The sequence below is a fragment of the Candidatus Chloroploca mongolica genome, from assembly GCF_004762035.2.
Classification (GTDB): Bacteria; Chloroflexota; Chloroflexia; order Chloroflexales; family Chloroflexaceae; genus Chloroploca; species Chloroploca mongolica.
Genome location: NZ_SIJK02000010.1, coordinates 116483 through 137406, shown reverse-complemented (window position 1 = coordinate 137406; position 20924 = coordinate 116483). Strand labels below are relative to the sequence as shown.

Below are 20924 nucleotides of genomic sequence, written 5' to 3'. Positions count from 1 at the left end.
CGTGTAAGGACGTTCAGATGGAACAACAACCCGCACCGCGACAGAAGATCCTGCTGGTTGACGACACGCCAACCAATCTCGTGATTCTTGGTGATGAATTGCAACATGAGTATGAGGTTTTTGTCGCCACCAATGGGTTCCATGCGCTCAAAATGGTCAGCACCAACCCTCCCGATCTAATCTTGCTTGATATCATGATGCCTACAATGGATGGCTACGAGGTGTGTCGGCGCCTCAAAGATGATCCAGAGACCAGTGGCATTCCGATCATTTTTATTACCGCCATGGACGCCGAAGAAGATGAGGCCCGCGGGCTCGAAGCGGGAGCAGTGGACTATATCACCAAGCCGTTTCATCTCCCCATCGTCAGAGCCAGAGTGCGCACCCACATGGAATTGAAGCGCAAGACCGATATCTTGCAGACCCTTTCCAGCCGTGATGGGCTAACAGGGCTCTTCAACCGTCGTCGTTTTGACGAAGTCCTCGATCTCGAATGGCGTCGTGCCGCACGAAAAAGACAGTCTTTATCATTAATTCTGCTCGATATTGATGAATTCAAGGGCTACAACGATAACTACGGTCACCTGGCCGGAGATCAGTGTTTGCAACAAGTGGCCGCAATTATGACCTCCTCGTTGCGACGCGCCTGTGATTTTCTTGCTCGCTACGGTGGAGAAGAATTTGTCGTTGTGCTGCCCGATACCGACGTCGATCAGGCCATCTGTGTCGCCGAGCAAATGCGTCAGGCCGTTGCCAAACAACACATTGAACATGCGTTTTCACATGTAGCCCCCTACATTACGATCAGTGTAGGGGTTGTCTCGAGCAAGCCAGGCTATGCCATCCAGCATCAGGAACTGCTCGAACTAGCTGATCAAGCGATGTACCGCGCAAAAAACTCCGGACGCAATTGTGTTGTCTCTCGGGTGCTGCCCCACAACAGCACGTGAGTGCATAAAGTATCAGACCATGAACGAGATCAGGTGTACACCATTCAGAACAACGTTGATCTTCCTGTGCTTCTTGCTTGTGACGACCTCAGGCTGGGGATGCCAGTTCAGCCCTACACGCTCCGCCGAGCCAATCAAGGTTGGCATCCTCCATTCCCTGACTGGTACGATGGCCATCAGTGAACAGAGCGTGAGCCAGGCTACGCTGCTTGCCATTGAAGAGCTCAATGCCCAGGGGGGCGTGCTTGGCCGCAGGATCCAGCCAGTTATCCGCAACGGTGCATCTCAGAGCGACATCTTTGCGCGTGAGGCCGAGGCGTTGATTGTCAACGAGCACGTGGCCGTGATCTTCGGCTGCTGGACGTCGGCGTCGCGCAAAACGGTCAAGCCAATCGTTGAGCAGTATCAGCACCTGCTCTTCTATCCAGTCCAGTCCGAGGGGATCGAGGCTTCACCAAACATTATCTATACCGGGGCCGCCCCCAATCAGCAGATCTTTCCCGCCGTCAAATGGGCCATGGATAACCTCGGTCAACGCTTCTTCTTGATCGGCTCGGACTATATTTTCCCCCACGCAGCCAATGCGATGATGAAAGACCAGATTCGCTCGCTGCGTGGCACGATCGTGGGTGAACAGTATGTGCTGCTCGGTAGTACCGAGGTCGCCGGAGCCGTCGAGGCGCTTGTGCGCAGTCGCCCCGACGTCATCTTGAATACCCTCAATGGCGATAGCAATGTCGCCTTTTTCCAGGCCCTCCGCGCCCAGGGCATTACCCCACAGGATATCCCTACGATTTCGTTCAGCATTGCAGAAACTGAACTCGAGACGATGGGCAGTGCTGCGGTCGCTGGTGACTATGCCGCATGGGGCTACTTTCAGAGCCTCGCTGGACCCATCAATGCCGCGTTTGTTCAGGCCTATCAAGCACGCTATGGTGCCGATGCAGTGATCAGCGACCCGATGGAGGCAGCCTATCTTGGGGTCAAGCTCTGGGCCGCTGCGGTTGAGCAGGCAGGCAGCCTGGAATTGAACCGGGTTCGCAATGCTCTGCACGGCATCTCGCTTGAGGCCCCCCAGGGTGCGGTCAGCATTGACCCAATAAGCCAGCACCTCTGGCGTACGGTGCGGATCGGGCAGATCCAGCCTGATGGTCAGTTTGAGATCGTCTGGAGTTCGACCAAGCCTGTGCGTCCGTTGACCTATCCAGCCTATCGCTCGGTCGAACGCTGGGAAGCTTTCCTCACCGATCTTCATACCCGCTGGAAAGGCCATTGGCAGAATCCGGCAACCTTCCCAAGCATTATCGAGGCCGAACCATGATCAAACTCAAATCCATTGCCACCGAACTCGGTCTGATCTTTCTGATAATTGCCCTTGTGCCCGTCCTGATTGGTTCGGTCGTCATCAATCAAGCCTTCAGCAACGCGATGCAGCAAAAAGAGCGTGACGCCCTTGCTGAACGTGCTGATGCAGCCCACATGCGCATCGAGGGCTATGTACTGAGGATGATCCAGGATACCACGACCCTCGCGCACTTGCCCGACCTGCCTCCTTTGTTCGCTGCCCCCCCAGGTATCATCTACCCATCTTATGAACTCATCGCCTACCTGAAAACCTTCATTGCCGAGAAGGGCTACTACGACCTGCTGCTCATTGATCAGGGCGGGACGATCCGCTATTCGCTCAAGGCCGAGGCCGATCTGGGCCAGAATATCTACGATGAAATGCTCGGGCCGACCGAATTGGCCCGTACGATTGATGCCGCCAATACCCTCTTGCAGACCGAAGTCTCTGATTTTGGTTTCTATGCGCCCAGCAATGCCCCCGCCGCGTTCCTCGCCGCACCGATCTTCCAGGATGGCGTCATTGTCGGCAATGTCGTCTTGCAAATCGAGCCGAAGGAACTCTATGCGATCGTCAATCGCTTCGCCGGGCTCGGGACAACGGGCGAGATCCTGATGGGTGCCTATGACCAAGGGCGTATGATCATCACGGTACCGCCCCGCCATAACCCGGACTTGCCCAATCAGGCGATCGATGAAGCAGCGTTTCTGCCCCTTCGTGAAGCCTTGCGGGGTGCGCAGGGCAGCGGTATCTATCCAGACTATCGCAATGAGGAGACGCTTGCCGTTTGGCGGTATCTTCCCTCGCTCAACTGGGGCATGGTCGTCAAAATTGATACCGCCGAACTCTATGCCCCGATTCGGCGCAACGAGATGATCGGGCACTGGATTCTGGGTGGGTCGCTTATTCTGGTCATTGGTGCGATGCTACTCGCCAATCGGTTAATTTCCCAACCAATCATTCAGTTCTCACAGGCCGTACAAGCACTGCGCCATGAGCCAATGCCGTCACAGGTGCAGATCAAGGCCCGTCACGAGATCAAGGGGTTAATTGATGATTTCAATCGATTGATTGTTGATGTCCGCTCAGAATTCGAACGCCTGGTGGAAGAACGCACGTGTACGATGCAGGAGAGTGTCGAGCGTTTTGATCAACTGGCCCGCCAGAGTCGCACCGTTACCTGGGAAGTTGATCCCACCGGACACTACAGCTTCCTCAGCCCGGTCGCCGAAGAGGTCTTTGGCTATCATCCTGAGGAGATTATCGGGAAGAAGTATTTCTACGACTTGCACCCAGCCAAGGAACGTGAACGCTTCAAAACCGAGGTGTTCGCGGCCTTTGAACGTCGCGAGGCTTTTGTCGATCTCGTCAATGCCGTTATCACTAAAGATGGACGCCAGATCTGGGTTACCACCAATGCCCTGCCGATGCTCGGCCCGGATGGTGAACTGCTTGGCTATCGTGGGACTGACACCGATATTTCGGCTCGCAAAGCGCAAGAACAACATCTTCTGGAAACAAATCGCTTTCACGCAGCAGCCGCGAAGCTCGCAACCGCCAATGCTAATCTGCGCATTGATACGATTGACGAAGGCATCAATGCATGCCTCGCAATCCTCGGCGAATTTATGTCGGCCCAACGAGCGTATATTTTCAGTAACGATTTTATCAATGAAACCTGGTCGAATATCTATGAATGGTGTGCCGAAGGCGTTACTCCTCAGATCGCCGATCTGCAGGACGCCCCGTTTGACGTCTTTCCGGGGCTGATCGAACGGTTCCAACGTGGTGAGATGCTCGCCCTGGGAAGCCTTGATCACATTCCACCCGAGATGCAGAGCGCCTATGAGATCCTTGCGATGCAAGAGATCAAGGCGCTGCTTATGCAGCCAATGATGGTTGATGGTGCCTTGATCGGGTTTCTTGGGTTTGATGATACGCGCCGCGAGCGTGTCTTTACCAACACCGAGTATGCCCTGCTGGGGCTCGCCGCTGATAATTTTGCCGCCACGCTGGCCCGTCACGAACAGTTTATGCGCGAGAAGGTGGCAAACGAACAACTCAAAGATGCCATCGCCCGGGCCAATGAACTGGCGGTGCGTGCCGAGGCCGCCAGTGTCGCCAAGTCCGAGTTTCTCGCCAATATGAGCCACGAAATTCGCACCCCCCTCAATGCAATCATTGGCTTCCTGGAACTGGCCCTCAAAACCCGACTCACCCCAAAACAGTATGATTATCTCGCGAAGAGCCGTTTCGCGTCGCAGACGCTGCTCAGAACAATTAACGATATTCTCGATTTTTCGAAGATCGAGGCAGGCAAGTTAGAGTTGGAACATGCCCCGTTTCTGCTGGCCGAAACCCTCAACAATGTCTCCAACATGCTCGCCGAACGGGCCGCCCTCAAGGGCATCGAATTGTGCCTTCACCTTGACCGTGCGCTGCCTAGGATGTTTGTGGGCGATGCCTTTCGCCTCGAACAGGTGCTGATCAACTTGGTCGGCAATGCGATCAAGTTTACCGAGGTCGGTGAAGTCAATGTCCGTGCGGAACTGGCCGAACACCATGACGACCAGGTCTTGCTGCGGTTCACGGTTCAGGATACCGGGATCGGGATGTCTGCCGATGAACGTGCCCGCCTCTTTGTCCCCTTTGTCCAGGCCGATGGCTCAATGACCCGCCGCTTTGGTGGCACCGGACTGGGCCTCGCGATCTCACGTTCGCTTGTAACGATGCTGGGTGGTACCATTGAGGCCACAAGCACGCCAGGCGAGGGCAGTACGTTTGCTTTTACCATAGCCTGCAGGCTCGCCGATGAACAGATGCAGCCTCACCCCGATTTTGCCTTGCCCGCCACGTTGCACGGACGCAAAGCGCTGGTGGTTGACGACAACGAGCATGCCCGTGAGCTCTTGCAAGAGATGCTCACAACATTCCACTTTCGTGTAACGACGGCTGCCTCAGGCGACGAGGCCCTCGCCCAACTCGAAGCAACGCCCGCCGATGATCCCTTTGCGCTCGTGCTGATGGACTGGCGTATGCCAGGGCTCGATGGTATTGAAGCAACAACCCAGATCCAGCGCAAACTTGCTGATCGCGCGCTACCCCTCATCATTATGGTCACTGCCTATGGCCGCGAAACAATTATGCGCCGCTCCGAAGAGGTCGGCATCGGTGCCTTCCTCACCAAGCCGATCAATGAGGTCTCGCTCTACCATGCCATCCTCGATCTCTTTAACCAGCCTGACAACGTGACCCGGCACCAGTACCAAACAGCCGAGGCGACCACCCTAGAAAGCTATCGCAACCACCTTGCGGGCCGACGTCTCCTCCTGGCCGAAGACAGTCCTTTCAATCAACAAGTCGCCGTCGAATTACTCGCCGAAGTGGGCATCGAAGTTGCCGTAGCTCGGCATGGCCGCCAGGCGGTCGAGATGTTGCTGGGCGACGATCCAAAGCGCTACGATGCCGTCTTGATGGATGTGCAGATGCCCGTCATGGATGGCTTCGAGGCAACCCGTACGATTCGCGCATACGCGGCGTTACGCGATCTCCCGATTATCGCGCTGACCGCCCACGCCATCAGTGGCGACCGCGACCGCTGTCTTGCCTCAGGCATGAACGATTACATTAGCAAGCCGATCGAAAGTCAGCAACTCTTTCAAACCTTGCTACGCTGGGTGTACCCTGGTGAAGAACCGGACACGCCACCGCCAATCATAACAGGAAAAGCGATGTCGCCCCAATCAGCATCCACGGAAGCCGACCCGCCCGAGGCAAACCAGGCCCTCCCAGAAACATATGAAGGTCTCGCTATCAAGCGTGCGATCCAGCGTCTGGGGGGCAAAACCAAACTCTATCGGCAACTCATCCAGAGCTTTCTGGTTGAGCATGGCAATGATGTCGAACGCATCAAGGAGGCCCTCACGACCAATAAACCCGACGAAGCGCTGCGCATTGCACACACCTTGAAAGGCGTTGCAGGAACCATCGGGGCAACCGAATTGTACACCGAGGCTGATCGAGTTGAACAGGCCCTCAAAACCAACCCCGGCGAAGTACCTGATCTCAATTCACTTCAGCAGACCTGCACGCGCATCAAAAACCTCTTGCCAACCCTCTTCCCCCAAGAACAAGAGGAGGTGGAGACGCGTGAACAATCTGTGCCTCTCCTCGATGATCAGGCCCGTACCCTTGCCCAACAACAGATCGAACAATTAGCGGCTATGCTCAGCACTGGCAACTTTGCCGCCCGCAAACACGTCACCGCGCTCGGACAGAGCCTCCCTGGCCTCAGGAGCCTCCCCGAATTTCAAACGCTCGCGCACCACATCAACAACTTCGCCCTCGCCGACGCGCGCACCGCCCTCCCCCACCTCACCGCCCGCCTTGGCCTCACCCCCATGAACGATCCACCTGAGACGTAACAAACGTTGGTTTGCGCACCGCAGGCCTCCCCAGACATCTCTTCGTTTGCCGACGCACGCTGCCAGCTTCGCTGGCAGCGTGCGTCGGCAAACGAAGAGATGGTACAATACCCTTATAACCCCTAGAGCCTCGGTGCAACCGTGGGCCTCGGTGCCCGACGTGTACCTCACATGATGGAGGAGCGCTTGTGTATGTTCCGGCATCGCCGTATCTGCTTGCCCTGGAAAACCGCATTCGGCTTCAAAAGATCCCTTTTAGCGATCGAGGCTCGCGGTTACTGATCTATCAAGAACGCCGCGTTGCCGATACGCTCTATCTGAAACTGGCCGAACGCCTGACCGCCCTGACACCCGGACTCTCTTCGTATCGCGCACGACCGCCTTTTATCTCAAATCTGCGCCTGGTTGATGCCGAGGGACGCCAGGTGCGTTTTGAGGTGACAACCTATCCCCACGCCCTTGTCTTTCAGACACCGATCGGCGAGTTCCGGGTTGTGTTTCAAGATCATCAGACCGTGAGTTTTGGTCTCCCCAATGGTATCGCCAGTGGGATTCGCTTTACCGTCTCGCCCGATCTCGCCCGTCCCGATGCCTACGGCGGTGAGTTCAAGACGGTACGCAACTGCGCCTATTCAACCAATGGTGAACTGGTGCTCAATCAGGTGGAACATAATGGCAGTGGCTACGATGTTATTTTAACGGCTCGGGGCGACGCCGATACGGCCATTACGCTGCATATTCAACCTGGAATGGATCTCGACCGTACCGTCATCCCGTTTCGTACGGCGCTCGCCGCCGCCGAGTCGCGCTGGCATCGCTGGTTCGATGCCGTGCCCTCGGTTGACGAGCCCTATCGTTCCCAGTACTACTATGCATGGTGGGTGCTCGGGAACAATATCCTCGCGCCGTATGGCTATTTTCGCCGTGAGAGTGTCGCCCCCAGCAAGGCTCACTATGTCGGTGCGTGGCAGTGGGATAACTATTTTCACGCCCTGGCCTTTCGCTATACCGATCCTCGCCTCGCGAGCGATCAGATCCAGTTTATGCTCGATCATCAGTTGCCCGATGGGATGATCCCCGATGCAGTCTACGATGAAGGGACGATCACGCAACTCGAGGTACCCGTCGCTGCTGCGGTGACCAAACCACCCATTGTCGCCTGGGTCGCCATGCTGGTCTATGCGCAGACTGGCGATATGGCGATGCTCCGCGAGATCTATGATCCAGTGGTGCGCTGGAATTCATGGTGGTTTGGCCTCAACGATGACGATGCCGATGGCATTGTGCAATATTCCCATCCCTTCTCTTCCGGCCTCGATGATAGTCCGCTCTGGGATTATGGCATGCCCGTTGAAGCTGTCGATCTCAATACATATCTTTGTTTACAGATGGAAGCTTTAGGAAAAATGGCGCGTCTGCTCGGGCGCAACCGTGAGGCCGAACTGTGGAAACATCGTTCCGAGGCCCTGGCGCATCGGATGTTCGAGCATTTTTATGATGCCCAGCACGGGCTCTTCTGGTCACACCACCACCACCAACCTGTCCAGGTGATGACCCCTTTTAGCCTCTATCCTCTCTGGACAGGGCAGATGAGTCCGGCGATCAATGATCGCTTGGTCGCCCATCTCCATGATGCGGGAACCTTCTGGACACCGCATCCCTTGCCGACGGTGGCGATCAGCGATCCCCACTTCAATCCCAATCAGATGTGGCGCGGCCCCGTCTGGATCAATATCAACTATATCTTTGTCGAAGCCCTGCAACGCACCGGCTACCGCGATCTGGCCCAGACGCTCGCCGAACGCACGCTGCGCTTGGTGATGGGCCAAAGCGATATTTATGAGTATTATCATCCACTGACGGGTGAACCGCCACCCAAAGCAGCCCCGATGTTTGGCTGGTCCGCATCATGTTATATTGATCTGGCGATCCGTATGAGTCGAGGGGAGATCTAGTGGACACGGTGGCTATCTTGCACTACGCTGGTCCGCCCTATGTTGGTGGGGTCGAAATGACCATGGCCGCCCATGCACGGGTGCTGGCCGCCAACGGGTATGCCGTGCGCATGATTGCAGGCAAAGGTGATGCGACTGCGCCCGGTATCACCCAGGTAACAATCACCGAGCTTGACTCACGTGGTGCGCTGCTTGAAACAATTGCCCGTGAATTGGCGCAGGGCCAGGTCAGCACGAACTTTGAGGCCCTGGTTGATCAGGTGAGTACCCGCCTCGCCGAAGCCCTCCTCGGTGTCAAGGCCCTGATTGTCCATAATGTGCTCAGTCTGCACAAAAATCTCGCGTTTACCGCTGCGCTGCACCGTCTGCACCACCGCGGTCACCTGCCGCCTATGCTCGCCTGGTGTCACGATTTTGCCTGGCTCGATCCACTGTATATGCCCGAACTCCACCCCGGCTATCCATGGGATCTCTTGGGTCAACCATGGCCGGGGGTTCGTTATGTCGTCGTCTCGGAAGATCGACGGGGGATGCTCGCCGATCTGCTTGGCCTTGATCCCGCCGCAGTGACGGTCGTTACCCCTGGCATCGATCTGGCAACGCTCCTTCATCTGGGGCCTGCCACCCTGGAACTGGTCAACCGACTCGGCCTCCTTCACGCGTATCCGCTCTTGCTCTTGCCCGCACGGATCACCAGGCGCAAAAATATTGAACTGGCGATCGCGATCACCGGAAGCTTGCAAGCCTACGGGTATGCGCCCCAACTGGTCATCACCGGGCCACCAGGGCCACACAACCCAGCCAATGCCGCCTACCTCGCTGAATTATTCGCCGTTCGTGAAGCCTCTGGGGCCAATGTTGCCTTTCTCTATGAAACCTATACCGATGCGGCAGGGCAGCCGCTGCCCGTTTCCGACGCGATGGTCGCAGAACTCTTTCGTCTGGCCGACGGGCTCCTCTTTCCGAGTCGCTACGAGGGTTTCGGCATCCCAATGCTCGAAGCTGGTCTGGTCAATCTGCCCATCTTCTGTAGCGATATTCCGCCCCTGCGGGCGACCTCTGGCAATGCCGCCACCTATTTCCAGCTTGACGAGCCACCAGACCAGATCGCCAGGCGCATGGCGTCCGTGTTTGCCGCCGATCCACGCACCGCGCTGAAACAGCGGGTGCGCACACACTACACCTGGGAGGCGATCTTTCACCGTGAGATTGCTCCCTTGCTTGCTGATGGCTAAGCCCATCACCAGGCAACTGTCGTCACAACCCTAGCTACGGCGAGAGGAAATTATGACTCAGACACACAATGGAAATGGCGATTTTGTGGTGCTCATGCCAACCCGTGACCCCGATAAGGTTCAGGTGCTGTTGCCGACGGCTGCGGCCCTCGCCCATCATCACAATGGGCGTGTGATTATCCTCGGCATTGCCCAGGTTCCCGAAGGTCAACCGTTGAGCGATGGAATGCTCGAAACTCGTCGCATCCGCGCTGGCTATGATACCCTCAGAGACCTGAATGCCTCGGGGGTTCCCGTCAGTACGATGATTATGGTGGCCCACGATCTGACCGAGGGCATTCGTACCGCCGCCAAAGAACAGGCCGCTGGGATGATTTTGCTCGGCTGGCAGGCTGATCAGTCTTCGTCGGAACGGCTCTTTGGACCACCAATTGATACGCTGTTGCGTGAACCGCCCTGCGATGTGGTGGTGATTCGTTTGCAAGATGGCGAACGCTGGCGTCGCGTGCTCTTGCCAGTACGCGGTGGCCCGCATACGCCGCTGGCCTGCGAAGTCGCGCTGGCCCTGGCAGAACAGCACGAGGCCGCGATTAGTGTGCTCTATGCGGCGAATCCACGCATGCCCGATAATGTCGCCGTGCGCGAAAGCCTCCAGGCGCTCCGTACGATGCCCCGGGTCACACGCTGGCTCGAACGCACCATTCCCGCCGAACAGGCGATCCTTTCTGAGGCCCCTGACCATCAGGCGATTGTGCTCGGCGTCACTGGGCGTCAGGGCGATCCCGAAGCCCCGCTTGGCCCCCTTGCCGACCGGATTTTGCGCCACGCTGACACGACCGTCGTTTTGGTGCGCCACCCGATGGCCCAGGCCGAAGAACGCGCCCAACAGATCTGGCAGCAGAATCGCGATCTCTCGGCAACCGTTGATCGCTGGTTCGCCGAAAATACCTTTAGCTCGTCTGAGTTTGAAGATCTGCAACGCTTGCTCGCGCTCAAGCAACAACAGGGGGTGACGATTAGCCTCGCCCTGCCAACGCTCAATGAAGAAGAGACGATCGGGCCGATTATCGAGCAACTGCAGGCGCAACTCGTTGCCGAGACACCAATTCTTGATGAACTGATCTTGATTGATAGTGGCTCTGATGATCGTACCCGCGAGATCGCCGCGAGCCTCGGCGTTCCTGTCTATGCCCATCAAGAGATCTTGCCCCAGTATGGTGCGTTTGTCGGCAAGGGCGAGGCGCTCTGGAAGAGTCTCTATGTGCTCAATGGCGATCTGATTGCCTGGTGCGATACCGATATCAGGAATTTCCATCCCCGTTTTGTCTTCGGTGTGCTTGGCCCGCTGCTCCACGATCGCCGCCTCGTCTATACGAAGGGCTTTTATCGTCGCCCGCTTCAGTTTGGCGATCAGTTGACCGCCAGCGGCGGTGGCCGTGTCACCGAGTTGACCGCACGCCCACTGCTCAATCTCTTCTACCCCGAGCTCTCGGGTATGCTGCAACCACTCTCGGGTGAGTATGCCGGACGGCGCACCGCCCTCGAGCAGATTCCCTTCTTTACCGGCTATGGCGTTGAAACCGGGATGCTGATCGATCTGCTCGAACGGTATGGCCTCGGCGCGCTGGCCCAGGTTGACCTGCTCGAACGGGTGCATCGCAATCAAACGCTGGTCTCGCTCTCGAAGATGGCCTTTGCGATTACCCAGGTGGTCATTCAACGCATGGAACAGCGCCAGCGTGTTAGCCTGCTTGAGCCCGTGAACCAGACGATGAAGCTGATTACCCAGCGCGACGATGGTGGGTTCCACCTCGAACTGCGCGAAATTCGCGACCACGAGCGCCCAGCTATGGTGCATATCCCCGAGTATCGCCGTCTGCGCGGGCTCGAAAGTGAAGCTGAACCACGTCAGGAAAGGTAGGCTCAACGATGCGTGAAACAGCCCAGAACCGGATCGAGGCGCTGCTCGCCTCTCTCTACGGGGCCGACGTGAGCCAGCTAACCAGCCAGCGCTTGCTGACGATGCTTCAGGCCTATGCCTCACGCTACCCTCAACCCGGCCCGGCACGCCCACCCGACGAACGCCTGACCGCCGACGATATCATCCTGATCACCTATGGCGATCAGTTCCGCGAGCCAGAACGCACGCCGCTGCAAAGTCTGGCAGCGGCGTTGGCTGGCCCGTTTGATGATATTGGCAGCGGCGTTCACATCCTGCCCTTCTATCCCTCCACCTCTGACGATGGCTTCTCGGTGGTTGACTATACGGCGGTTGATCCCGAACTCGGCACCTGGGACGACATTCAGGCGTTACGGTCTAGGTATCGCCTGATGTTCGACGCGGTGGTCAACCATATTTCGGCCAGTAGCACCTGGTTTCGCGATCTGCTCGCTGGCGCGCCCGGTGCCGAGGCACGCTTTCTCAGCCTCGACCCCAACACCAATCTTCGCCAGGTCACCCGCCCCCGCGTCTCGCCACTCCTGACGCCCTTCAAGACGCCGACGGGGGTGCGGCATATCTGGACAACCTTCAGTGCCGATCAGATCGACCTCAATTTTGCCAATCCCGAGCTTTTGCTCGAGATGACCGCCGTGCTGCTGGAGTATGTCGCCAGAGGTGCCAGTCTGATCCGGCTTGATGCTATCGGCTATTTGTGGAAGGAGGTCGGCACGCGGTGCATCCATCTCCCCCAAACCCATCAGGTCGTCCAGTTCTGGCGGGCGGTCCTCGATCACGTTGCCCCCGATGTGCTGCTGATCACCGAGACCAACGTGCCCCACGCCGACAATATCAGCTATTTCGGCGACGGCAGCAACGAGGCCCAGCTTGTCTACCAGTTCCCTCTGGCCCCCCTGGTGCTGCATAGCTTTGCAACCGGCGACGCCCGTCAACTCAGTGGATGGGCCGCCGGGCTAAGCCTGCCATCGTCAACAACAACCTTCTTCAACTTCCTCGCCTCGCACGACGGCATCGGCGTCGTGCCTGCCACCGGCATCTTGAGTCAGGCCGAGATCGGGGCGCTCTGTGGCCAGATCGAGAGCCACGGGGGGCGTGTCTCGTATAAGTCCAACCCCGATGGCTCGCAGAGTCCGTATGAAATCAATAGCACATGGTTTGATGCGCTCTCTGACCCGGCGAGCGACGAACCTGTCACCCGTAAAATCGACCGCTTCATCGCCTCGCAGGCAATCATGCTGGCCCTCCAGGGCGTCCCCGGGGTCTACATCCACAGCCTGGTCGGGTCAGGCAACTATCACCCCGGCCTACAAGCCAGTGGCATCCACCGGCGGCTCAATCGCGAAAAATGGGGGCTCGCCGAACTAACGGCGCGGCTCGCCGATCCTACCCGACGTGAAGGAACAGTGCTCGCCCGCATGGCTCACCTTATCCGCACGCGCCGCGCTGCACCCGCCTTTCACCCCAACGGCAGCCAGCAGATCCACGATCTCGACCCCGCCATCTTCGCCGTCGAACGCCAGGCCCCCGACGGCAGCCAGCGCATCCTCTGTCTTCATAATGTCAGCGCCACAACCCGGCAAATCACCCTGCCAACGGATCCAACCAGCACCATGCTCGATCTGATCAGCGGCACACCCATGACCCTCACCGGCTCAACGTGTACCCTGGAACCATACCAGGTACGCTGGCTCACCGTGAGCTAGCAAAGTGGTTGTCACTTCAGCAAAACGCACAATGCACCAGGCAGGGCAGCGCGTACGCGCTGCCCTGCCTGGTGCAACATTTCCCCCTTGCGCGTCGTTCTATCAACAGATCGGCTTGTGCCTAAGCCAAGGTTTCAAGCTATGGTACAGTTCGAAGGCGTGCATCGCATCCTGATGCGGTCGGCTCTACTTCCTATTTTCTACTTCCTAACTGCTTGTCGAAGGAGAAATTCATTATGGGCGGATCTCTCATCTTTATCCTCTTGATCGTCATCGTCCTCGTCGGTGCTGTCACGTTCCTGGTGCTCTACAACAGTCTGATTGGCAAACGCAACCAGGTTGATCAGGCCTTCGCCAGTATTGACGTGATGCTCAAAAAACGCTACGACCTGATCCCAAACCTGATCGCGACCGTGCAGACCTATATGGGCCACGAACGTGCCTTGCTGACCGAGTTGACCGAGTTGCGCACGCGGGCAATGGCCGGCGATATTACCCCCGAACAACGCGTCGCGACCGAGAATCAGATCAGTGGCGCAATCGGGCGTTTGATGGTATCAGTCGAGAATTATCCCGATCTGAAATCCAGTCAGAATTTCTTGCAACTTCAGGCAAGCCTCAACGAGACCGAAGAGCAGATCTCGGCCTCACGACGGGCCTACAATGCGGCGGTCACCGACTACAATAATGCCGTCCAGATGGTGCCGACCAATATCATTGCCGGCATGATCGGGATGCAGCCACGCACGCTCTTTGTTGCCGCCGAAGCCGAGCGGCGCAATGTTGATGTGCAGAGCATGTTTCAGAGGTAACGGCGATGACTGATCATACGACAACGCTTGCATCACTCTACGAGCGCGAGTTGCAACCTATTGCAACCGAGCTTGAGCAGCATCGGCGCAGTGTCCGTCAACGTGCGATGGTCGTAGGGCTAGGCCTGTTTGGCGGCACAGCCCTCCTGCTCCTCCTTAGCCTGATCATCGTGCCCACAAGCTTCTTCTTCTTCGTTGCCTTCGGCCTCATTGCCCTTGCCGTTGTTGCCTGGAATGCCCTTATGAATGGGGCTTTTGAGAACTATCGCCGCTCCTTCAAAGACAATGTGATCACCCGCCTCGTCAAACTGGTTGACGATTCATTGCAGTACGCCCCGGGCCAGGGCATCTCCCGGGAAGAGTTCCGCACTAGCCAGTTATATACCCACAACATCGACCGCTACAAGTGCGAAGATCTCTTTTATGGGCTGGTCGGCGCAACGGATATCCGCTTTTCCGAGATTCACGCCGAGTACAAGCAGACGTCAACCGACTCGAAGGGCAATACGACCACAACCTACCACACCATTTTCAAAGGCGTCTTCTTCATTGGCGATTTTCACAAGGATTTTCTTGGCCAGACGATCGTTATGCCAAGTGGCGGCAGTGGTCTCTTGGCCGACTTCGGGCGCACGCTGCAAAACTTTGGCACAACCCTGATCGGGCAGGGCGACCGCATCGTCCAGCTTGAAGACCCTGAGTTTATGGAACTCTTCTCGGTACGTTCCACCGATCAGGTCGAGGCACGGTATATTCTTTCCACAAGCCTGATGCAACGCCTGATCGAGTTTCGCACCCGGCTCAACACACCGCTTGCGATCTCGTTTATCAATTCCAACATCTACATCGCCATCCCGACCACCAAAGACCACTTCGAGCCACCCGGGCTCTGGTCGGGCAATGCGCAACTCTCGATGCAACAATTCGAGACCTACCTCGAAGATATTCGCCTCGCCGCAGCGATTGTTGAGGATCTCAACCTCAACACACGCATCTGGAGTAAACAATAGTGATCTGTTGCCGCCAATGGTCGTGAGCCGATCATGCTCGGGCTGGTCGCGAGCATGATCGATCGGCTGAAGCTCAAAACGCCTCATTTATCCGCAAATTGTTTTTGTCCGCAGATTACGCAGATTACGCAGATTTCTTTAGGTGTTTTCTTGTAGATTTAGAACTATGCGTTTGTGTTGTAGACTTTTATTGCCAAAGTTGAGAAGTAGCCCTTTGTGTTTTTTGCTGGCCTTCAGGTAGTTCAGTATTTGAGCTTCTTCTTTGCCGCTGAGCATGTCTATTGCTTTCAATTCGACAATCACTGCATCAAAACAAACGAAATCTGCACGATACGTTGCCTTGAGGAGAATGTTTCTGTAGTATATCGGAATGGGAACTTCTCGTAAGAAAGGAATGCCTTGCTTCGTAAATTCAATCTCCAGCGCGTCATGGTACACGGCCTCAAGAAAGCCGTGGCCTAGCTCACGATGTACGGCCATAGCTGCGCCAATAAGGGCGTAGGTTTGGGGATCGCGTTGCGCGTTGTGATCCATGATCGTAAAATCCGTCTACTCTACAAATAAGAAAATCTGCGTAATCTGCGTAATCTGCGGACAAAATTTGCGGACTATAGCAGCCGCCCCTACTTGCACGATCAAACCCTTCGCGCCCTCGCGTGAGCCCCCCTCACAACACAATCAACTCCCGCGAAAACGTCGTCAGGCTGCGCGCCCCATCAGCGGTAAGCACCATATCGTCTTCGATGCGCACACCAAACCGCCCGGGCAAATAAATCCCCGGCTCGACCGTAAAAGTCGTGCCCGCCACCAGCGGCTGATCACTCCCGGCCACAATCTGCGGCAACTCGTGGGTCTCAAGCCCAAAGCCATGGCCCGTGCGATGAATGAAGTACTCCCCATACCCGGCTTGCGCAATAACGTCGCGGGTAGCCGCATCAATGGTCGTACCAGTTGCTCCAGGGCGACAGGCGGCGCGCCCAGCAGCATTCGCCCTCTGCACCAGTTCATACACCTCACGCGCCTCGGGCGCGGGCTCGCCAAGCGCCACGGTACGGGTGATATCAGAAACGTAGCCACGATACCGTGCCCCACAATCAAGAATGATCAACTCACCCTGTTGCAATGGGCGGTCACTGTTCAGATGATGCGGACTCGCCCCATTGGGGCCTGAGGCTATCAGGTTCGCAAAACTCTCTTCGTCGGCACCTGCGGCGATGATCGCATCGGTGCAGATCCGCGACAGTGTCCGCTCGGTCATGCCCGGCTTGATCTCCGCCAGCACGCGATGCAGCGCAGTCTCGACGATCTGCACGGCCCGTTCGATCAAAGCCATCTCGTCGGCATCCTTCACCATCCGCAACCCGGCAAAAAGGTGCGTCGCATCATACGTCGCCACCCCCGGCATCACCGCCTCGAGCGCACGCAGATGCATCACCGCCATATTGGCTGGCTCAATCGCCAGACGCAACTCACGGGCGTCACGGCCAAACGCTGCCGTCACTGCCGCCGCAAGCGCCCCCAATGGCCCATCCTGATCCGCCCACGGAAAGAGACGCACAGGCAGCTGCGCGTTTGTCTCGGCCTGCATCTGTTCAAGCGCAGGCACAACCAGGCATGGTGACGCACCACTGGTCGGAATGAGCATCAGGTTCAAGCGTTTGCCATGATGAAAATGCAACCCCGTAAAATAGTGCAGATTCGCATCAGGCGTCAACACCAGGCCATCAAGCCCCAGAGCCTCAACATCGGTCACGATCCGTTCGATTCGTTGCGTACGCATCATCGCACCATTCCTTCGCATACATGCAGCAACCTACCGTATCACCAGTTCACCCCGGGCATGCAGCGCCTCGATCTTCGGCAACATTTCGGGCGTAGCCAGCACCAGCAGATGATCATCAGGCAGCAGCACCGTTCCGCCATTGGGAATCAACAACTCTTCGCCCCGTTGAATCTGCACCACCAGCAAGCCACGCGGCAGATCGAGCTGAATCAAGGATTTGTTGACCACCGGCGAGTCGGCAGGCACAACAATATCAAGCATACGACTCCGCAGGCTCACATCAGGCACATAGGTCTGCGTCTCAGGTGGGCGCGGACGATCCGCATTGAGCTTGAGCCATCTGGCGACGTGGCTGATGGTCATGCCCTGAAGCAAGACCGAGACGAGCACGATAAAAAAGACGAGGTTAAAGACCATCCCTGCGTGAGGCACCCCGGCAAGCAAGGGAAAGGTCGCCAGGACAATAGGCACAGCCCCGCGCAAGCCTGCCCACGAGACCATCAAGATCTCGGCAGGGCCACGACGAAACCAGATCAGCGCGGCAAAGACACTCAGTGGGCGCGCCACAAAAGCGAGAAAAAGCGCCAGCAACAACCCACTGCCAGCCACCGGAATAAGTTCGGCAGGAAAAACCAGCAACCCGAGCGTCAGGAACATCGCGATCTGCATCAGCCAGGCAACGCCATCGTGAAAGCGCAAAATCGAGCGCTTATGCACAAGATTATAGTTGCCAATGACAATGCCAGCCAGATAGACAGCCAAAAAGCCATTGCCCCCAATCAGTGACACAACCGCATAAATCAAAAGGGTCAGACCGAGCGTCAAAACGACATACAAACCCTCTTGCTGGAGCCGAATGCGGTTAATAATCACCACCGCTAACCGACCAAGTCCATAGCCACCCAGGGCACCGAGAGTCATCTGCAGCAGAAAGCTGGGGATCAGATCAAACAGGGAACCATTAGAATTGAGCAGCAACCCCGTCAAGCCCAACGTCAAAAAGACCGCAATCGGATCGTTCGAGCCTGACTCGAGCTCAATCAGCGGCTCCAGATTATGTTTGAGGTTGACGCCGCGCTCGCGCATCACGGCAAAGACAGCCGCCGCATCAGTCGAAGAGACAATGGCGCCAATCAAGAGGGCTTCGAGCAGGCTAAACCCGAGCAGCCACATGGCAAAGAGGCCGACAATGACTGCACTGAGCAGCACGCCAAGGTTCGCCAACACCATACCCTGCCCAAGCACTGGCCGAATGGCCTTCCAATCGGTATCGAGGCCCCCCGAAAAGAGAATATAGATCAGCGCGATCACGCCAACCGTCTGGGCAAGTTGGTAATCGGCGAACGCAATGCCCCCGGGACCCTGGCTCCCCGCGAGAATACCGATGGTTAAAAAGAGGATCAACCCCGGCACACCAAACCGATTCGAGGCACGCGTGGCAATAATGCTCAAGATGAGCAGACCAGCCGCAATGAGCAACGTCCATTCCATGCTCATACCGTCACCTCAGCATCGTCATCAACCCTATGCGCCACAGGTTGCCCCTGCACCACAGGCGCAAGCGCACTCAGTTGCTCGGCATCGCCAATCACGCCCACAAGATCCCCAACCTGAAAGGTTGTGCTTGATTTGGGATTCGCGATCAGTTGCTTGGCGCGAATCAAAGCAATGACCGAAGCACCCGTCCGTGCCCGTAGGTTTGCTTCGGCCAAACTCAAGCCCACAATCGAACTCGTATGCCCCACCGTGAACCAGACAATCTCCATCCCGCGCACCGTACGCAGCAACTGTTCAAGCACCTGCTGTTCTTCCGGCGTCGAAATCGACGTATCATAACGATCACGACGCACCGCATCGGCATAACGTTGCACCTCACCCGCCGGATACCCCAGGCTCAACAGCGTGTGGCGCATCACTTCTAGACCACCTTCAAGCTCGGGATGGATGACATCCCTGGCCCCGAGGTGGGTCAGCCGTTCAATCCCCGAGGTCGTCGCCGCCCTGGCGATCACCGGCAAATGCGGGGCCAGATCCTGCGCAGCCGCGACAACAATCTCCGAAGCCGCCTCATCGGGCAGCGTCACCACAAGCGCACGGGCCTGTTCAAGGCGCGCATGCGTCAACACCTCAGAATTTGCTGCATCACCATAGAGCGTCGGCACCCCTCGCGCCTCGAACTCAGCGGCCCGTCGCGCATCAATTTCAACCACAAGATGAGGCACACCAAGGTGTTTCAACACATTGATGATATGCTCGCCCACCCGCCCATAGCCAACGACCACCACATGCTCAGTTACTGATTTCGCCAGTGGATCAGGCGGGGGAGGATGGCGGTCAAGCAAGGCCCAGAACGCAGGGATACGCTGAAACAAGCGCTCGGCATGAGGAACCGCACGAAACATCAACGGGTTGACCATAATCGACAGCAGTGCACCGGCAAGCACCAGGGCATACTGATCAGAACTGAGCACCCCCAGCATCACCCCGGCCTGACCCACAATGAACGCAAACTCACCAATCTGGCTCAACCCGGCGGCCACCACCAACGCAATCCGCCCACTGACCGGCAAGATCAACCCGAGGCTCAAAGCAATGACGGCGCGTCCAACGACAATTAAGGTCGTCACCAACAAGACATCCCCGGCATGATTGAGCAAATAGAGCGGATTGACGAGCATCCCAACCGACACAAAAAAAATGACCGCGAAGGTCTCGCGGAAGGGTAACACTTCATTGCCAACCTGAAGGCCAACCTCCGACTCGCCGAGCACCACCCCGGCGAGAAAGGCCCCCAGGGCCAGCGAGACCCCAAAGAGCGTGGCTGCTCCAAACGCAATGCCGAGTGAAACCGCAACTGCCGCAAGGATAAAGAGTTCACGCGAGCGCGTACGCGCAATGCGAATCATCAACCAGGGCATCACCCGCGCCCCCACAAAAAGCATCAAGCCAATAAAGGCCGCTGCCTTGAGCAGGGCGGTTGTCACTGCGACCCACGACGACTCATCAGTTGATCCACTGACCACCAGCGTAGGGAGCAACACCAGAATCAACACCGTCGCCAGATCCTCGAGTACCGTCCAGCCAACAACAACACGCCCTGCATCGGTATTCAGCAACCCGTTATCCATCAGCCCACGCATCAAGACAACCGTACTCGAAATCGAAAGCGAGAGTCCAAAAACAAGACTTGCCCCAAAAGACCACCCCCACGCTTGCGTCAGCCCAAAGCCAAGCGCAACGACAGTGATCATTTGCAGGATCGCACCAGGGATCGCAACCTGACGCACAGCCCAGAGATCTTTGAGCGAAAATTGCAACCCCACGCCGAACATCAAAAAAATAACCCCGAGTTCGGCAAGTTGGCTGATTTCGCCCACATCACCAACAAATCCAGGCGTAAACGGGCCAATCACCATACCAGCCAAGAGATAGCCCACAATCGTCGGCATCCCAAGACGACGTGCGAGCAAGCCGCCGGCAAAAGCCGCCACAATGGCAATGGCAATATTAGCAATGAGCGAGATGTCGTGTTCCATATGCAGCAAACGGTAACATAGCGGATCGCGCTTGTCAATCATCGTAGTAGGGCCGAAGCACAGGGCGATTGCATCATACGAAACCGGACACAAAAAGCCAGGGCACCCGCCAGGGGTGCCCCTACCGGACAGGTGCCGGCCCCAATGTAGGGGCACCCCTGGCGGGTGCCCTGGCGGGTGCCCTGGCGGGGTGCCGGCCCCAATGTAGGGG

At 57.1% G+C, this 20924-nt stretch carries 13 protein-coding genes; 9 read left to right on the top strand and 4 right to left on the bottom strand.

All coding sequences use genetic code 11. From position 1 onward, the window contains the following. The first annotated feature begins 17 nt into the window (after positions 1-17). From EYB53_RS07935 to EYB53_RS07895, 9 genes are all read left to right on the top strand, one after another. Positions 18-950 (top strand): diguanylate cyclase, encoded by a 933-nt coding sequence (locus tag EYB53_RS07935; RefSeq protein WP_135477668.1) that lies wholly within the window; start codon positions 18-20, stop codon positions 948-950. A 19-nt stretch (positions 951-969) separates the two neighbouring features. Continuing rightward, positions 970-2271, top strand: a complete 1302-nt coding sequence (urtA, locus tag EYB53_RS07930) for an urea ABC transporter substrate-binding protein (RefSeq protein WP_135477667.1) — start codon at positions 970-972, stop codon at positions 2269-2271. Then, the gene (locus EYB53_RS07925; protein WP_135477666.1) at positions 2268-6719 is read left to right on the top strand and encodes a response regulator; all 4452 of its coding nucleotides are present in this window, start codon (positions 2268-2270) and stop codon (positions 6717-6719) included. Before urtA ends, EYB53_RS07925 begins: the two co-directional genes overlap by 4 nt. Before the next feature lie 188 nt (positions 6720-6907). After that, positions 6908-8674 (top strand): amylo-alpha-1,6-glucosidase, encoded by a 1767-nt coding sequence (locus EYB53_RS25560; protein ID WP_135477665.1) that lies wholly within the window; start codon positions 6908-6910, stop codon positions 8672-8674. Further along, entirely contained in the window at positions 8674-9909 is a 1236-nt protein-coding gene (locus EYB53_RS07915; protein WP_135477664.1) for a glycosyltransferase family 4 protein, read from the top strand. Before EYB53_RS25560 ends, EYB53_RS07915 begins: the two co-directional genes overlap by 1 nt. A gap of 52 nt (positions 9910-9961) precedes the next feature. Further along, on the top strand, positions 9962-11830 hold the full coding sequence (locus tag EYB53_RS07910) for a glucosyl-3-phosphoglycerate synthase (protein ID WP_135477663.1): 1869 nt from the start codon (positions 9962-9964) through the stop codon (positions 11828-11830). Between the two features lie 8 nt (positions 11831-11838). Continuing rightward, positions 11839-13572 carry an alpha-amylase family glycosyl hydrolase gene (locus tag EYB53_RS07905; RefSeq protein WP_135477662.1) on the top strand — a complete coding sequence of 578 codons (1734 nt, stop codon included), beginning with the start codon at positions 11839-11841 and terminating at the stop codon, positions 13570-13572. Positions 13573-13808: 236 nt separating this feature from the next. Further along, positions 13809-14384 (top strand): LemA family protein, encoded by a 576-nt coding sequence (locus tag EYB53_RS07900; protein ID WP_135477661.1) that lies wholly within the window; start codon positions 13809-13811, stop codon positions 14382-14384. A 5-nt stretch (positions 14385-14389) separates the two neighbouring features. Next, positions 14390-15394 (top strand): DUF3137 domain-containing protein, encoded by a 1005-nt coding sequence (locus tag EYB53_RS07895; RefSeq protein WP_135477660.1) that lies wholly within the window; start codon positions 14390-14392, stop codon positions 15392-15394. A 138-nt stretch (positions 15395-15532) separates the two neighbouring features. Here the strand turns inward: EYB53_RS07895 and EYB53_RS07890 are convergent, their stop codons facing one another. The 4 genes from EYB53_RS07890 to EYB53_RS07875 form a co-directional block, all read right to left on the bottom strand. Then, positions 15533-15928, bottom strand: a complete 396-nt coding sequence (locus EYB53_RS07890; protein WP_135477659.1) for a GxxExxY protein — start codon at positions 15926-15928, stop codon at positions 15533-15535. Between the two features lie 133 nt (positions 15929-16061). Further along, positions 16062-17177 carry a M24 family metallopeptidase gene (locus EYB53_RS07885; RefSeq protein WP_254150958.1) on the bottom strand — a complete coding sequence of 372 codons (1116 nt, stop codon included), beginning with the start codon at positions 17175-17177 and terminating at the stop codon, positions 16062-16064. Positions 17178-17207: 30 nt separating this feature from the next. Continuing rightward, a complete protein-coding gene (locus tag EYB53_RS07880; RefSeq protein WP_135477658.1) occupies positions 17208-18674 on the bottom strand; it encodes a potassium/proton antiporter in 1467 nt (488 codons plus the stop codon). Continuing rightward, a complete protein-coding gene (locus EYB53_RS07875) occupies positions 18671-20713 on the bottom strand; it encodes a monovalent cation:proton antiporter family protein (RefSeq protein WP_135477657.1) in 2043 nt (680 codons plus the stop codon). Before EYB53_RS07875 ends, EYB53_RS07880 begins: the two co-directional genes overlap by 4 nt. Between the last annotated feature and the right edge of the window lie 211 nt (positions 20714-20924).

What these genes read in the sequence shown, in the direction of transcription:
- EYB53_RS07935 (WP_135477668.1), top strand. Translation starts at nt 18, where the DNA reads ATGGAACAACAACCCGCACCGCGACAGAAGATCCTGCTGGTTGACGAC.
- urtA (WP_135477667.1), top strand. Translation starts at nt 970, where the DNA reads ATGAACGAGATCAGGTGTACACCATTCAGAACAACGTTGATCTTCCTG.
- EYB53_RS07925 (WP_135477666.1), top strand. Translation starts at nt 2,268, where the DNA reads ATGATCAAACTCAAATCCATTGCCACCGAACTCGGTCTGATCTTTCTG.
- EYB53_RS07910 (WP_135477663.1), top strand. Translation starts at nt 9,962, where the DNA reads ATGACTCAGACACACAATGGAAATGGCGATTTTGTGGTGCTCATGCCA.
- EYB53_RS07905 (WP_135477662.1), top strand. Translation starts at nt 11,839, where the DNA reads ATGCGTGAAACAGCCCAGAACCGGATCGAGGCGCTGCTCGCCTCTCTC.
- EYB53_RS07900 (WP_135477661.1), top strand. Translation starts at nt 13,809, where the DNA reads ATGGGCGGATCTCTCATCTTTATCCTCTTGATCGTCATCGTCCTCGTC.
- EYB53_RS07895 (WP_135477660.1), top strand. Translation starts at nt 14,390, where the DNA reads ATGACTGATCATACGACAACGCTTGCATCACTCTACGAGCGCGAGTTG.
- EYB53_RS07890 (WP_135477659.1), bottom strand. Translation starts at nt 15,928, where the DNA reads ATGGATCACAACGCGCAACGCGATCCCCAAACCTACGCCCTTATTGGC.
- EYB53_RS07885 (WP_254150958.1), bottom strand. Translation starts at nt 17,177, where the DNA reads ATGATGCGTACGCAACGAATCGAACGGATCGTGACCGATGTTGAGGCT.
- EYB53_RS07880 (WP_135477658.1), bottom strand. Translation starts at nt 18,674, where the DNA reads ATGAGCATGGAATGGACGTTGCTCATTGCGGCTGGTCTGCTCATCTTG.
- EYB53_RS07875 (WP_135477657.1), bottom strand. Translation starts at nt 20,713, where the DNA reads ATGGAACACGACATCTCGCTCATTGCTAATATTGCCATTGCCATTGTG.